The organism is Erwinia rhapontici (assembly GCF_012271765.1).
In the GTDB taxonomy this organism is placed as follows: domain Bacteria; phylum Pseudomonadota; class Gammaproteobacteria; order Enterobacterales; family Enterobacteriaceae; genus Erwinia; species Erwinia rhapontici.
Map to the genome: position 1 here is coordinate 303,864 of NZ_VRKO01000014.1, position 15,085 is coordinate 318,948.

Here is a 15,085-nt window from a genome sequence, read left to right on the forward strand (position 1 = left end):
ATGCGGGCCGACCAGGAAACAACAGGTCGGCCCGCGGAAAATCACGCCTGACGTTTCTGCACGTGCTCGCTTAACTGCTGATCAAAGTGCACTTCCGACCATCCCTCCTGTAATGCCTGCAACAGCAGCGCCTGCTGCGTCTGTGGCACCAGTCCGCCCAGCGGTGGATCGGTATCCAGATTGGTCGGGAACGAATAGCCCTCTGCCGCAGCGGCAATCACCGCATGACGCTGTTCTGTCTCCAGCTGGCGCTGACGCAGAGCGGGATAGAGGCTCAGCAGTACTTTGACGTGGTTGACCTTCTCCATGGTTTTGCCAAAGCTGGAAGAGACCTGGAGCAGGTTGGCCGTGCGGATATGATCTGCCGTGGTGTTATTACCTGCCGCATGGAACAGCGCCGGGTTGAAGAACAGCCCGTCGCCTTTTTGCAGCGGTAGCTGAATCGCATGCTGCTGGAAGTATTCAATAAATTTGGGCTGGCGCCAGGCCAGATACCCGCCCTCATACTGATGGGAAAAGGGCAGCAACTGGGTTGGGCCAGATTCCAGCGGCATATCCGTATGCGCTACCGCGCCTTGCAGGGTGAGATACTGCGACAGGGTCTGTAAAGGCAGCGGGAAGCGGGCCACAACCTCATTACTCTGGAAACCCAGATGATAATCGCGGTGTGGCTGCTGTGCTTTACCGCCCGGCCGTACCTGATTCACCTGTGCGGTGATCTCATAGCCCGGCCCGACCCAGCTTTCGCAGATCAGCGCCAGCAGGGGATTTCCGTAGTAATCGATAAAGGCATCGGCATCGCGTTCTGCCACTTTTTGCAGGGCATTCCAGATGCGTCCATTGCTGCCCGCCCTGGCAAAATGATCGCCGCCGCCGCCGGAGGCCGCCTCATCACGCAGGATCTCCTCAAACAACTGACTGCTGTGGTCGACGGCCGCCAGATCGCGGTACAGCCCTTTAACAACAAATACGCCAGGCCCGGATGAGAGCGCCCGATGCAGTTCACTGAGCACCGACTGGCGATCGTCACGGGCGGCATTGATCAGCGACTCAGCCTGATAAATCAAAACATTCCGTTGTGCGCCGTGCGCCAGCGGGTAATCCTGTTGATGCAGGGTCTGCTGTGATACGGTGGCGAAATCATCCAGCGAAAGCTGTGCTTCATTGAGATAGATTGCGTTCATAATCGGTCGCTCCTTACAGGGCCAGTATCTGCTGAGGCTGTGGTGCACCATCATCACCGCAGCCCACCACGTTCTGATCAAAGTCGATGACGGCACCGGTCATCATCCCGGACTCTTCAGAGAGTAAAAATGCCACGCCACGGGCCACTTCCCGGGGCTTCAACAGTCGGCCAAAGGGCTGCTCGCGTTCGGCTTTTTCCAGCCAGTCGTCGCTCGCCTGGTGATACTGCTTCTGGATGTCATCTTCGTGTGGTGTATCCATCCAGCCAATATTCAGGCCGTTAACGCGAATGCGGTTGCGCATGGCGCTGAAAGCAACGTTTTTCGTCAGCGTAACCAGTGCGCCTTTTGAGGCGGCATAGGTGGTGAGGAAGCTCTGGCCGCCGTGAGAGGTCATGGTGATAATATTGACGATGCTGCCTTCCACCTTGTTGGCAATCATCAGTTTGATCGCCGCCTGCATCAGAAAGAATGGCGCACGGACGTTGACGGCAAAGATGGCGTCAAAAAGTTCGGGGGTCGTATTGAGGATGGTGCCACGATCGGACATTCCGGCACAGTTCACCAGACCATGCAGCGTACCGAAGCGCGTTGCCGCTTCGGCAATCACCTGTTCGCAGGCTTGTGGGTCACTGATATCGGCGGCGACAAACCAGGCTTCACAGCCGAGTGCCCGTAACGCCTCTTCTTGAGCCGCCCCGGCCTTGCGGTTTCGGCCACAAAGAATCAGCCCGCGCGCGCCGCGTTCTGCCAGTAATCTTGCAACGGCAGCGCCCAGTCCCTGAGTGCTGCCCGTGACCACATAGACGTTACCGTGAAACTGCTGATTAATATTTAAGCTCATGATTAAACTGCCTTTATTGTTGATTTATGTAGGGTTGGTCGTCAGAGGAAATGGCTCCAGACCACCTTATCACTTACATTTCATTAACAATACGCACGAATCACCTCAAAAAAACCTCAAAAAAAGGTGTCAAATGTGAGTGTGACAGGGGGATGAGTGAGTTGGGTTCAATCCAGTGTTTTTTGCTTTTTCTCGACAATTAGCACGCTTAAATCTCGTTTTGTCCTCTTTTTAACGTAGATTGAAGAAACGTAAACGTCACAGGGCCCCCAATACTGGAACATGGGGCATCCACTACAAGGAAGGTTATGAAGTACTCTGCACTGACCATCATTTTTTCCGCTGCGCTGCTGTCGGGATCATTATCGGCTCTGGCCGACCGCATTCCTGTCTCCGCCCCACAGGCCGTGTTAACGAGCCCCGTGCGGCCCGATGTTCTGATTGTGCCGGTGGCCATCAGCGGCAAGCAGTACCATTTCCTGCTGGATACGGGCATCAGTACGCTGGTGATTGATAATGCGCTGGCGAGTGAGCTGACGCATCGGCTCCCCGTTGACCAGGTGTCGGCGTTGCAACGGGCTATCCTGGCGGCAGGTCTTCAGACGCCGGGTGGGCCGCTGCCTGCAGATGCACTCCTGCTTTGGCAGCCGATGGCATTGGCTATTGGCGATCGCGTGTTGCCCGCCAGTGCCCCGTGGCTGGGGATGGATCTCAGTGCCTTTACTCAGGTGACCGGTGTGAAAATTGACGGGATTTTAGGCCAGGATATTTTTCGCCAGTTTGCGTGGCAGGTTGATAATCAACAGGGGCAGCTCAGCGTCTGGCAGCAAGCGCCCGGCACGCTGGATTACCCGGTGTGTGTTCCCTACCGCGATGCCTATGATTCCGGGCCTGAATTGTTGCTGGACTATCACAATCGCCCGGTCCATATGCGGGTTGATACCGGCGTTTATTACAGTTACATCGGTGATGAGCTGATTAAAGCAAGCCGCGAACGTCCTGAAAGCGCGGTGCTGACAGGCATCAATCAGCCCGTTCTGGGGCTAACTGGCCAGGCGGTAAGTGTTGGGTATTCACTGACAGGCTTAAGTTTTAATCAGATGCCGCTGGGTAAGCTGCTGGTACGTGAGAACAAACAGGGAGCATATGGTCTGGGGATGAACTTTCTGGCCCGCTTTGATAGCTATCTTTTCATGCCGAAAAAAATGCTGTTTTGTTATCGGGAGCAACACTTTACTCGCGACGAGCCTGAACCGCAGCGCATCCTTTCCGTTCGTTATTACGCACATCGGGTTGAGTTCTTTTCTCATTCCCCGACCGCACTGGCCCGCTTTGGTCTGCAAAATGGGGATGTGCTGGTGGAAGTTAACGGCAGTAAAGTCCTGCCTGAAGGCCTTCATCAACTCCGTATTGCCCTGGCGGACACTCCGGCAGGGCAATTAGTGCTCAAGATTGAGCGTCGCGGTAAAATGAAAACGATCAGGATTTGATGATGCAGGGGAGGGCTCATACTGGGCTCATCCCCGCAAGATAGTGCTCGCTTTGGCACCACGCCAGTTATGACCGGAAGCGCGCCATGTAGAGGGCATCAACCTGCTGGCCATTGCGTAATGCATAACGCCGGGCGCAGCCTTCAGTTTCAAAACCAAATTGTTCATACAACGCGATAGCGGCATGGTTGTCGGCAAAGACCGTGAGTTCGATACGCTCAACGTTCAGCCAGTTATCACAGAGATCGATGATCGTACGCATCATCGCTTTCGCCACACCCTGGCCGCGATAACGGACATCGACCCCGAGGCCAAACGTGGCGGTATGACGGCGGCGGGCGCGATTGTTGACCTCCAGCGTGACCTGGCCAGCCACTTCATCACCCCTGCAGGCCACCAGCATTTGCATGCCATCCGGCACAGAGGCGATGCGTTCCTGCCACTTTTTTAGCGAGGGATGGGGGAGCTGTAGTGTATCGGCATAGGTTTCCGGCTGGCTGTACAACTGATAAATGGCAGTGGCATCTTCCGCAAGCACATGTCGAACAATAATCTCACTCATTTTCCCTCTCCGTAGATTGTATAATCCTCTTTAAAATCAGGGTTTTTTATCGCCATATCAAGCAAAAAATAATCAGAAAATGGCTTTACAAGTGCGAATGATAATGATTATTATTGTCATGCGTTTTCAGGAAGGCCTCTGGCACAGACTGAGAAGGCACGACATTGCTCACATTGCTTCAGTATTTCTTAGCCAGCTCGGGTGCTGGCTTTTTTTTTGCCTGTCTTCCGCCGCACATCTGCAATTCTCCTGTTTCTTTCTGCGCATTTATATCGAATATTTTGAACAGAGAAGACAATTTTATCCGCTATCATCCACAGCGCTACAGGTCCAGACTGTGTCAAAACGTTGAGGAGAATTGAATATGATTTACTTACGCAAAGCACAAGATCGTGGTCATGCAAATCATGGCTGGCTGGACAGTTACCACACCTTCTCTTTTGCCGATTACTACGATGCCAATTTTATGGGCTTCTCGGCACTGCGAGTGATTAACGAAGATGTGATTGATGGTGGTCAGGGATTTGGTACGCATCCTCATAAAGATATGGAAATCCTGACTTACGTGCTGTCCGGTACGGTTGAACACAAAGACAGCATGGGCAACAAAGAGCAGATCCCGGCGGGTGAATTCCAGATTATGAGCGCCGGTACCGGGGTCCGTCACTCTGAGTACAACGCCAGCAAAGATGTACCGCTGCATCTGTACCAGATCTGGATCATCCCGGAAAAAACCGGTCTTGAGCCACGTTACGCGCAGCGCCGCTTCGACGATGTGCAGGGACGCCAGCTGGTGCTGTCACCGGATGCCCGTGAGGGTTCGCTGAAGGTGTTCCAGGATATGACGCTGTCCCGTTGGGCGCTGAAATCCGCTGAGCAGGGTAGCGTAGAGGTGGAAGAGGGTCGTCGTATCTGGATCCAGGTGGTGAAAGGGGCGGTTACCGTCAACGGTGAAGCGGCAACAACGTCTGACGCGTTTGCCATCTGGGATGAAAAATCCCTGGCGATTGTTGCCAGCAGCGATGCCGAAATCCTGTTGTTCGACCTGCCACCGGTCTAAGTGTTCTCCCTGTCACATTTTGGGTGCGGTTTACCGCACCCTTCCTCTTTTTTATCCCTATCTTTGTTACACTCAGCTCAACTCGTTCCTATTCGTTGAAGCCAGATGAAGAAAAAAAGACCGGTACTACAGGATGTTGCCGATCGCGTAGGCATCACTAAAATGACCGTTAGCCGCTATCTGCGTCATCCCGATCAGGTTTCTGCCGCGTTGCAGGGCAAGATCGCTGCCGCGCTGGATGAGCTGGGTTATATCCCTAATCGCGCCCCCGATATGCTCTCTAATGCCACCAGTCGGGCGATTGGCGTATTACTTCCCTCATTGACTAACCAGGTCTTTGCCGATGTATTGCGCGGCATTGAAGCGGTGACCGATGCAGCGGGTTACCAGACGCTGCTGGGGCATTTTGGCTACAGCGCTGAAAAAGAAGAGCTACAGCTGCGCTCGCTGCTGGGCTGGAACATTGATGGCCTGATCCTCACCGAACGCACCCATACTGCTGCCAGCCTGCGCATGATTGAAACCGCCGGCATCCCGGTGATTGAGATGATGGACTGCATCTCGCCGTGCCTCGATATGGCGGTCGGGTTTGATAATGTCGAAGCGGCCCGCCAGATGACCCATGCCATTTTGCAAAAAGGCCATCGTCATACGGTGTATCTCGGCGCACGCCTGGATGAACGCACCCTGCAAAAAGAGCAGGGCTATCGCCTGGCGATGCAGGAAGCCGGGCTGGAGCCTCGCTGCGTGATGATGGAAGCGGCATCGTCGTTTTCCGCCGGTGCGATGCTGATGTGCGAAGCGCAGAAGCGCTATCCGCAGACTGACAGCCTGTTTTGTACCAATGACGACCTGGCGGTCGGTGCAATGTTTGAGTGCCAGCGTCAGGGGCTGCAAGTGCCGCAACAGATGGCGATTGCCGGTTTCCACGGCCACGATATTGCTCATGTGGTTAACCCGTCGCTGGCGACGGTGCAGACGCCGCGTGAGCGTATGGGGCATGAATCTGCAGCGCTGTTGCTGGCGCGTATTCGCGGTGAAAACGTGGATACGGCACCGGTGGATGTCGGCTTTACGATTCTGGCGGGCGGGAGTATTTAATACAGGTCGGGCCTGCCCGACCCCTACGCCTCCATCGACTTACCCCTTTGTGCCTCTCTCCGTCTGAATCTGTCATTTTTTTGAACCACCTCACATTTACCAGCTTTTTCCGCCGTGGCTGTTGCCATACTCACTGCACATCCAGACAATGTTACCGATAACAAATAACCGAACACATCTGCTACCTCTCTGCCGGAGCCAAAACAATGACCACTCATTCATCGCCTAATCACGTCTTCGTACTGATGGGTGTATCCGGAAGCGGCAAATCTGCCGTTGCCAATGCCGTTGCGCATCAACTGAAGGCGGCCTTCCTCGATGGTGATTTTCTGCACCCACGCGCCAACATTGAAAAAATGTCTGAAGGCCATCCACTGAATGATGACGATCGTCGTCCGTGGCTGGAGTCGATCAACGATGCGGCATTCGCCATGCAGCGCACCAACGATGTGTCACTGATTGTTTGTTCGGCACTGAAAAAAAGTTATCGCGATATTCTGCGCAAAGGTAACAGCAACCTCTCATTCGTCTATCTGAAGGGTGACTTCGATACCATTGAGTCGCGTTTGCGTGCACGCAAGGGGCACTTCTTCAAACCGCAGATGCTGGTGACACAATTTGCCACGCTGGAAGAGCCGGGCAGCGATGAAGATGATGTGCTGGTCGTCGATATTAATCAGTCACTTGATGACGTTGTTGCGGCAACACTCAAAACCATTGACGGTGCGACAGAAAAAAATAAGTAGGGTGTAATGAGTACTGCAACACTGGTGTTAACGGCGGCGGGCTCGGTTTTGCTGCTGCTGTTTTTAGTGATGAAGGCAAGGATGCACGCCTTTGTGGCGCTGATGTTAGTGTCTATTGGCGCAGGTCTGTTCTCCGGGATGCCGCTGGATAAAATTGCCACCACGATGGAAAAGGGCATGGGCGGTACGCTCGGCTTCCTCGCCATCGTGGTTGCGCTGGGCGCGATGTTTGGCAAAATTCTGCATGAAACGGGCGCGGTCGATCAGATCGCCATCCGTATGTTGAAAACCTTTGGTGAAAGCCGTGCCCATTATGCGATGGGGATTGCCGGGCTGATTTGTGCCCTGCCGCTGTTCTTTGAGGTGGCCGTGGTGCTGTTAATCAGCATTGCCTTTGCGGTTGCGCGCCGTACCGGCGATAACCTGGTGAAGCTGGTTATCCCGCTGTTTGCCGGGGTGGCCGCTGCGGCGGCGTTTCTGCTGCCCGGGCCAGCGCCGATGCTGCTGGCTTCGCAGATGCATGCTGATTTCGGTTGGATGATTCTGTTGGGCCTGTGTGCCGCCATTCCGGGAATGCTGATTGCCGGACCGCTGTTTGGCCGTTTCATCAGCCAGCATGTGACTTTTGGTATCCCCGCGGAAGGCGATCATCCTGAATTTGATGAGAGCAAACTGCCCTCGTTTGGCTTCAGTCTGTCGCTGATCCTGTTTCCCCTGCTGCTGGTGGGGCTGAAAACTGTTGGCGCCCGCTTTACCACGCCTGGCTCTACGCTGTACGAGTGGCTGGAGTTTATCGGTCATCCGTTTACCGCCATCCTGCTCGCCTGCCTGGTGGCGATTTATGGTCTGGCATACCGTCAGGGCATGGATAAAGAGCGCGTGATGGAGATTTGCGGTGCGGCGTTACAGCCTGCGGGGATTATCCTGTTGGTGATTGGTGCCGGGGGCGTGTTCAAACAGGTACTGGTGGATTCCGGTGTGGGTCCGGCGCTGGGTAATGCGCTGACCGGGGCCGGTTTGCCGGTGGCGTTGGCCTGCTTCGTGCTGGCCGGTGCCGTGCGCATTATTCAGGGGTCGGCAACGGTGGCCTGTTTAACGGCGGTGGGCCTGATTATGCCCGTGATTGAACCGCTGCATTATTCCGGTGCGCAGATGGCCGCGCTGTCGATCTGTATTGCCGGAGGTTCAATTATCTGTAGCCACGTCAATGATGCCGGTTTCTGGCTGTTTGGCCGCTTTACGGGGGCAACCGAAGGGCAGACGCTGAAGACCTGGACGCTGATGGAAACCATACTCGGCACCGTTGGGGCAATTATCGGTATGATTGCGTTCGAATTGTTGTCGTAGTCAGCAAGGGCGAGGTGTGCCTCGCCCCTAGGTATTAATACGATGTTGGCAGGATTGAAGCGTGCCTCGCTCCTGCGTATTAACACCTGTGTCGTAGGGTCGAGGCATGCCTCGACCTTAACGCCATGTAAGGATTACAGTTTCAGATAAACGCGTATCCCATCCAGAAACATCTGCGTTGCCAGCATAATCAGAATCAACCCCATCAGACGCTCCAGCGCATTGACCCCTTTATCTCCCAGCAGTCGTAAAAACAGCCCCGATAGCAGTAAAATCACCACCGTCAGCCCCCACGCAATCAGCAGTGCACCGACAAGATGGCCCATATTCTGTGGATACTGGTGTGACAGCAGCATCAGGGTTGCCAGCAGAGAGGGCCCTGCCACCAGGGGGATTGCCAGTGGCACCAGGAACGGCTCTTCACCTGCTGACAACCCGCTACTGCTGCTTTCCTGCGAAGGGAAAATCATCTTGATGGCGATCAGAAACAGAATAATACCGCCGGAGATCGATACCGTTTCGGTACGCAGATTCAGGAACGCGAGAATTTTTTCGCCCGCAAACAGAAACAGCAGCATGATCAGTAGCGCGATCAGCATTTCGCGAATGAGCACCATCCGTCGACGTTTCGGCTCCAGATGCTTCAAAACCGACATAAAAATCGGCAAATTGCCCAATGGATCCATTATCAGCAACAATAATATCGTGGCCGAGATCATTTCAGTCATCGTTGTTGTTCTCTTTATTAATCAATGTTCGCCTCTTATAAGCAGAGCTGCTAAAAAAAACCGTCTAATCGATTTAATTCACTTGCCACTTTTCCTGCAACTTGTAAGGTTTAGCAATCTAATATTTTAACTCTAACAGGTCAGGCGCCACTGTCGCAGCCAGTTTGCTTACCGCCAGCGTACAGCAACCGTAGCGTACTGAAGTACGTGAGGATTGCGAGCACTGCCGGGGGCGAAAATGGCAAGTAAAGTAGCCCGGGATAAAGGTAATGATGAAATCTGTAGGATTGGTAGGTTGGCGTGGGATGGTGGGCTCGGTACTCATGCAGCGCATGAGCGAAGAGCGCGATTTTGATGTGATTCGCCCGGTATTCTTCTCGACGTCTCAGCACGGCCAGGCGGCGCCAGCGTTCGGCGGCCAGTCTGCGGGCACGTTGCAGGATGCCTTTGATATTGAAGCGCTGAAAGCGCTGGATATTATCATCACCTGCCAGGGCGGCGACTACACCAGCGATATTTATCCTAAGCTGCGCGCAGCCGGCTGGAACGGCTACTGGATTGATGCGGCATCCACGCTGCGTATGAAAGATGACGCGATTATTATTCTCGACCCGGTCAACCACAAGGTGATCCACGACGGCCTGAACAACGGAATAAAAACCTTCGTTGGCGGTAACTGCACCGTGAGCCTGATGCTGATGTCACTGGGCGGTCTGTTTGAAAATAACCTGGTGGAGTGGGCATCCGTGGCGACCTACCAGGCGGCTTCCGGCGGCGGTGCGCGCCACATGCGTGAACTGCTGACCCAGATGGGCATGCTGCACAACCACGTGGCGAAAGAGTTGCAGGACCCGGCTTCTGCCATCCTCGACATTGAGCGTAAAGTCACCGAGTTGAGCCGCACTGGCGTGTTACCAACTGATAATTTCGGCGTACCGCTGGCAGGCAGCTTGATCCCGTGGATCGACAAACAGCTGGATAACGGTCAGACGCGCGAGGAATGGAAAGGCCAGGCGGAAACCAACAAAATCCTGCGTACCAGCAGCGTCATCCCGGTTGACGGTCTGTGCGTGCGCGTTGGTGCGCTGCGCTGCCACAGCCAGGCGTTTACTCTGAAGTTGAAAAAAGATGTGCCGTTGGCTGAAATCGAACAGATGCTGGCCGCACATAACGAGTGGGTGAAAGTGGTCCCTAACGACCGTGATATCTCCATGCGTGAATTGACGCCAGCCGCCGTTACCGGCACGTTGAACACCCCGGTAGGTCGCCTGCGTAAGCTGAACATGGGGCCGGATTATCTTTCCGCCTTTACCGTTGGCGACCAGCTGCTGTGGGGCGCGGCAGAACCGCTACGTCGTATGTTGCGTCTGCTGGTGGGTTAATTCGGGTCATTTCCCCTCTGCCGCTGGCAGGGGGGATGTCACCCTGTTTCGATTTGCATCATCATTTTTCACTGTTATTACGTGCACCTTCCTTTGTGTTAACTGGCGATTCTCCGCGCCAGAATTCAGTCACTTCCCCTTGCCCGGGGCTTGAACCCTGGCAGGTCTAAGAAGGGTCTGACGTTCCTGTCTCACGCCTTTAAAGCAATAAACTTTGATCTGAAAGAAATATTTTTACGCTTTCATCCATGGCTATTGTTTTCCCCTGGCTATGCTTAAAAAGCCACAGTTCCTAAAACATTATTTTTTTTCACTTCGTTATTTTATTGCACGCTGCGGCGGTTTTTACCCAGTGGAAGGTTACCTCTGCCGGTCAGTGTGTTTTGGGCTCAATGAAGAGCAGTGCATTGGCGATACCCGAATCGGGGATTCCGCCAGTCGACTGCCGATCATCACGGGAAGAAAGTCATGTCAGAGCTTATGGATCGTCGTGTGATTAACGCTTTAGTCTCTGGTCATTTTGCTGACCCCTTTTCTTTACTGGGCATGCACAAGACCGACAAGGGTCTTGAAGTGCGTGCTCTGTTACCGGACGCCAGCGAAGTCTGGGTGATTGAAACCAGTACGGGCAATAAATGTGTGCAGCTGGTGTGCCTCGATTCTCGCGGTTTTTTTCAGGGGGTGATCCCCAAACGTAAAACTCCGTTTCGCTATCAACTGGCCGTCACCTGGCACGGCCAGCAAAATTTAATCGACGATGCTTACCGCTTTGGTCCACTGCTGCCGGAAATGGACAGCTGGCTGCTGGCGGAAGGGACCCATCTGCGGCCTTATGAAACCCTGGGTGCGCATGGCGATGTGATTGACGGTGTGATTGGCACCCGCTTTGCCGTCTGGGCGCCGAATGCTCAGCGCATCTCTGTGGTCGGTGAATTTAACTTTTGGGATGGACGTCGGCATCCGATGCGCCTGCGGCGTGAAATTGGTATCTGGGAGTTGTTTATCCCGGGCGCCACGCAGGGGCAGCTTTATAAGTTCGAGATTATCGACCATCAGGGACAACTGCGCCTGAAAGCCGACCCTTACGCGTTTGAGGCGCAGATGCGTCCGCAAACGGCCTCTATGATTTGCGGTATTCCAGAGAAAACCACTCTGTCACCGGAGCGCCAGCGTGCGAACGGTTTTGACGCACCGATCTCGATTTATGAAGTGCACCTCGGCTCCTGGCGCCGCCACACGGATAACCACTTCTGGTTGAGTTACAAAGAGCTGGCAGAACAACTGGTGCCTTATGCCAAAGAGATGGGCTTTACCCATCTGGAGCTATTGCCCATCAATGAGCATCCATTCGACGGGAGCTGGGGTTATCAGCCACTGGGAATGTATGCCCCAACGCGCCGTTTCGGCACTCGCGATGATTTCCGTGCCTTTATTACGGCGGCCCACAATGCCGGGCTGAACGTGCTGCTGGACTGGGTTCCCGGCCACTTTCCATCGGATGATTTTGGTCTGGTGAAGTTTGATGGCACGGAGCTGTATGAACATGGCGACCCGCGCGAAGGCTTTCACCAGGACTGGAACACGCTGATCTATAACTTTGGTCGCCGTGAGGTGAGTAATTATCTGGCGGGGAATGCACTGTACTGGATCGAGCGTTTCGGCATTGATGGCCTGCGGGTGGATGCGGTGGCATCCATGATTTACCGCGACTACAGCCGCGCCGAAGGCGAATGGGTGCCGAATCATGTTGGCGGGCGTGAGAATTTCGAGGCGATCTCTTTCCTGCGCTACACCAACCGAACGCTGGGCCATGCTGCCCCCGGTTCGATTACCGTGGCGGAGGAGTCAACGGACTTTGATGGCGTGTCACGACCGCCGGAAATGGGCGGTCTGGGCTTTTGGTTTAAATGGAACCTTGGCTGGATGCACGACACCCTCGACTACATGAAGCTCGATCCGATCTACCGCCGCCATCATCACAATCTGATGACGTTCGGTATGCTTTACAACTACACCGAAAACTTCGTGCTGCCGCTGTCCCACGATGAAGTGGTTCACGGCAAGAAGTCGATTCTGGACCGCATGCCGGGTGACACCTGGCAGAAGTTCGCCAACCTGCGTGCCTATTACGGCTGGATGTTTGGCTTCCCGGGTAAAAAGCTGTTGTTTATGGGTAATGAGTTCGCTCAGGGCAAAGAGTGGAACCACGATACCAGCCTGGACTGGCATCTGCTGGAAGGGGAAGACAACTGGCATAACGGCGTGCAGCGTCTGGTGCGCGACCTGAATCATACCTACCAGGCACAGACGCCGCTGCATCAACTCGATTTCGACCCGGCCGGGTTTGAATGGCTGGTGGTGGATGACTTTGATAACTCGGTGTTTGTCTTTGTGCGCCGCGATCGCGATGGCAATGAACTAATCGTCGCCAGTAACTTTACCCCGGTGCAGCGTGAAAGCTATCGCTTTGGCGTGTCGGGTGCCGGGCGCTGGCGCGAAGTGCTAAACACCGACTCCGGCCATTATCACGGCGGTAACAACGGCAACCTGGGAACGGTCAGCACCGATGACTGGGGCAGCCATAACCGCAGTCACTCTCTCAGTCTGACGCTGCCTGCGCTCTCGACGCTGTGGCTGGTACGGGAGGCAGAATGACATCACTCCGTGAGGGACTTCCAGCACCGCGCGGTGCCCACTATGACGGCAAAGGGGTGAACTTTACCCTGTTCTCGCAGCATGCTGAACGCGTGGAGCTTTGTCTGTTTGATGCCAGTGGCACGGAGACGCGTGTGGATCTTCCTTCACGGAGTGGCGACATCTGGCACGGCTACCTCCCCGGCGGTAAACCGGGCCAGCGTTATGGTTATCGCGTGCATGGTCCGTGGCAGCCGCAGCAGGGGCAACGTTTTAATCCGGCGAAGCTGTTGCTCGACCCCTGCGCACACGAAGTGCTGGGTGAAGTCACGGACGACCCTTGTTTCCAGTGTGGGGTGCAGCAGCCGGATCCCCTTGATAGCGGGCCGCTGGCACCGAAAAGTGTGGTGCTGGCCGATGATTTTGACTGGGACGAGGATGCGCCACCGCGCGTGCCCTGGGGCAGTACCGTGATTTATGAGGCCCACGTACGTGGTCTGACAAAGCTGCATCCGGATATCCCGGAAGCGATACGCGGCACTTACGCGGCGCTGGGGCATCCGGTGATGATCGACTACTTTCAGCGACTGGGGATCACCAGTCTGGAGCTGTTGCCAGTGGCCTGCTTCGCCAGTGAACCGCGCTTACTGCGGATGGGATTGAGTAATTACTGGGGCTACAACCCGCTGGCCTGCTACGCGCTGGAAGCGCGCTACGCCTCCGGCCAGCACCAGCTGCATCCGCGTCAGGAGTTCCAGCAGGCTGTGAAGGCGCTGCATCAGGCTGGCATAGAAGTGATTCTTGATGTGGTGTTTAACCACAGCGCAGAGCTGGAGGAGACTGGCCCCACGCTGTCGATGCGCGGCGTCGATAATCAGAGCTACTACTGGCTGGACGGGCAGGGGGAATATCAGAACTGGACCGGCTGTGGCAACACGCAGAATCTCAGCCACCCGCAGGTGATGGCGTGGATGCTCGACTGCCTGCGCTACTGGGTAGAAGAGTGCCATGTCGATGGCTTCCGCTTTGACCTGGCCACCGTACTGGGGCGCACGCCGGACTATCATCAGGATGCGCCATTGTTTCAGGCGATTGCAGCCGATCCTGTGCTGTCAGGCTGCAAGCTGATTGCCGAACCCTGGGATATCGGCATCGGGGGTTATCAGGTCGGCAATTTTCCTCCACCGTTCGCCGAATGGAATGACCATTTTCGCGATGCTACGCGGCGTTACTGGCTGCATGGCGAGTTGTCCAACGGCGACTTTGCACGGCGTTTTGCCGGGTCGAGCGATATCTTCGATCGTGGCGGCCGACGGCCCTCCAGCAGTATCAACCTTATCACTGCCCACGACGGTTTTACCCTGCGAGATGTGGTCAGTTATGAACATAAACATAACGAAGCGAACGGCGAAGATAACCGTGATGGCAGCAACAATAACTTCAGCCATAACCACGGCGTGGAAGGATTACAGGCGCCGTTACTGATTATGGAACACCGCCGTCGTAGCGTGCATGCCCTGTTGGCCACGCTGCTGCTGGCGCAGGGGACGCCGATGTTACTGGCCGGGGACGAACACGGGCACAGCCAGCACGGCAACAATAATGCTTACTGCCAGGACAATCCGCTGACATGGTTCAACTGGCAGCAGCACGATCGCGGACTGTTTGCTTTCACTGCCGCACTGATCCATCTGCGCCGCCGTATTCCGGCGTTGCAGCAGGATCGCTGGTGGCAGGACGGTGATGGCAATGTGGAGTGGCTGAACGACCAGGGACAGCCGTTGACCACTGAGCAGTGGGAGCAGGGGGCGCATCGTTTGCAGATCAGGCTTTCACAGCACTGGTTACTGACGATCAACGCCACCGAAGAAGTGTATGACCTGGTGTTACCTGAAGGGAAATGGCATGCCATTCCTCCCTTTGCCGGGGATGATAACCCGATTCTGTCAACGGTCTGGCATGGAGCCGCCCACGGTGTGTGCGTGTTCCAGGAACAATCATAATAGG

The 15,085-nt window shown here is 55.1% G+C and carries 12 protein-coding genes; 8 read left to right on the forward strand and 4 right to left on the reverse strand.

The genetic code is table 11. The annotated features are described in order from the left end of the window. Positions 1–41: 41 nt before the first annotated feature. Both FVB43_RS15025 and FVB43_RS15030 read right to left on the reverse strand, forming a co-directional pair. Positions 42–1,184, reverse strand: coding sequence for a phytanoyl-CoA dioxygenase family protein (locus tag FVB43_RS15025; RefSeq protein WP_167864254.1), 1,143 nt, complete (start codon positions 1,182–1,184; stop codon positions 42–44). Positions 1,185–1,197: 13 nt separating this feature from the next. Then, positions 1,198–2,028 (reverse strand): SDR family oxidoreductase, encoded by an 831-nt coding sequence (locus tag FVB43_RS15030; RefSeq protein WP_133846626.1) that lies wholly within the window; start codon positions 2,026–2,028, stop codon positions 1,198–1,200. 308 nt (positions 2,029–2,336) lie between these two features. On the opposite strand from FVB43_RS15030, the gene FVB43_RS15035 reads away from it, so the two are divergent. After that, positions 2,337–3,518 carry an aspartyl protease family protein gene (locus FVB43_RS15035; RefSeq protein ID WP_133846627.1) on the forward strand — a complete coding sequence of 394 codons (1,182 nt, stop codon included), beginning with the start codon at positions 2,337–2,339 and terminating at the stop codon, positions 3,516–3,518. Between the two features lie 67 nt (positions 3,519–3,585). Here FVB43_RS15035 and FVB43_RS15040 read toward each other — a convergent pair whose 3' ends face one another. Continuing rightward, a complete protein-coding gene (locus FVB43_RS15040; RefSeq protein ID WP_133846628.1) occupies positions 3,586–4,080 on the reverse strand; it encodes a GNAT family N-acetyltransferase in 495 nt (164 codons plus the stop codon). Positions 4,081–4,444: 364 nt separating this feature from the next. On the opposite strand from FVB43_RS15040, the gene FVB43_RS15045 reads away from it, so the two are divergent. The 4 genes from FVB43_RS15045 to gntU all read left to right on the forward strand — a co-directional run bounded on the left by FVB43_RS15045 (position 4,445) and on the right by gntU (position 8,334). After that, the gene (locus FVB43_RS15045) at positions 4,445–5,140 is read left to right on the forward strand and encodes a pirin family protein (protein WP_133846630.1); all 696 of its coding nucleotides are present in this window, start codon (positions 4,445–4,447) and stop codon (positions 5,138–5,140) included. A gap of 105 nt (positions 5,141–5,245) precedes the next feature. Then, positions 5,246–6,241, forward strand: a complete 996-nt coding sequence (gene gntR / locus FVB43_RS15050) for a gluconate operon transcriptional repressor GntR (RefSeq protein WP_159337835.1) — start codon at positions 5,246–5,248, stop codon at positions 6,239–6,241. 206 nt (positions 6,242–6,447) lie between these two features. Next, a complete protein-coding gene (gntK, locus tag FVB43_RS15055) occupies positions 6,448–6,987 on the forward strand; it encodes a gluconokinase (protein ID WP_133846632.1) in 540 nt (179 codons plus the stop codon). Between the two features lie 6 nt (positions 6,988–6,993). Further along, positions 6,994–8,334 (forward strand): gluconate transporter, encoded by a 1,341-nt coding sequence (gene gntU, locus FVB43_RS15060; protein ID WP_133846633.1) that lies wholly within the window; start codon positions 6,994–6,996, stop codon positions 8,332–8,334. 134 nt (positions 8,335–8,468) lie between these two features. On the opposite strand, the gene FVB43_RS15065 is transcribed toward gntU, so the two are convergent. Next, positions 8,469–9,062, reverse strand: coding sequence for a YhgN family NAAT transporter (locus tag FVB43_RS15065; RefSeq protein ID WP_133846634.1), 594 nt, complete (start codon positions 9,060–9,062; stop codon positions 8,469–8,471). Between the two features lie 272 nt (positions 9,063–9,334). On the opposite strand from FVB43_RS15065, the gene asd reads away from it, so the two are divergent. From asd to glgX, 3 genes are all read left to right on the forward strand, one after another. After that, on the forward strand, positions 9,335–10,444 hold the full coding sequence (gene asd / locus FVB43_RS15070; protein ID WP_133846702.1) for an aspartate-semialdehyde dehydrogenase: 1,110 nt from the start codon (positions 9,335–9,337) through the stop codon (positions 10,442–10,444). A 468-nt stretch (positions 10,445–10,912) separates the two neighbouring features. Beyond that, the gene (gene glgB / locus FVB43_RS15075) at positions 10,913–13,099 is read left to right on the forward strand and encodes a 1,4-alpha-glucan branching enzyme (protein ID WP_133846635.1); all 2,187 of its coding nucleotides are present in this window, start codon (positions 10,913–10,915) and stop codon (positions 13,097–13,099) included. Then, positions 13,096–15,081, forward strand: a complete 1,986-nt coding sequence (glgX, locus tag FVB43_RS15080; RefSeq protein WP_133846636.1) for a glycogen debranching protein GlgX — start codon at positions 13,096–13,098, stop codon at positions 15,079–15,081. Before glgB ends, glgX begins: the two co-directional genes overlap by 4 nt. Positions 15,082–15,085: the final 4 nt, after the last annotated feature.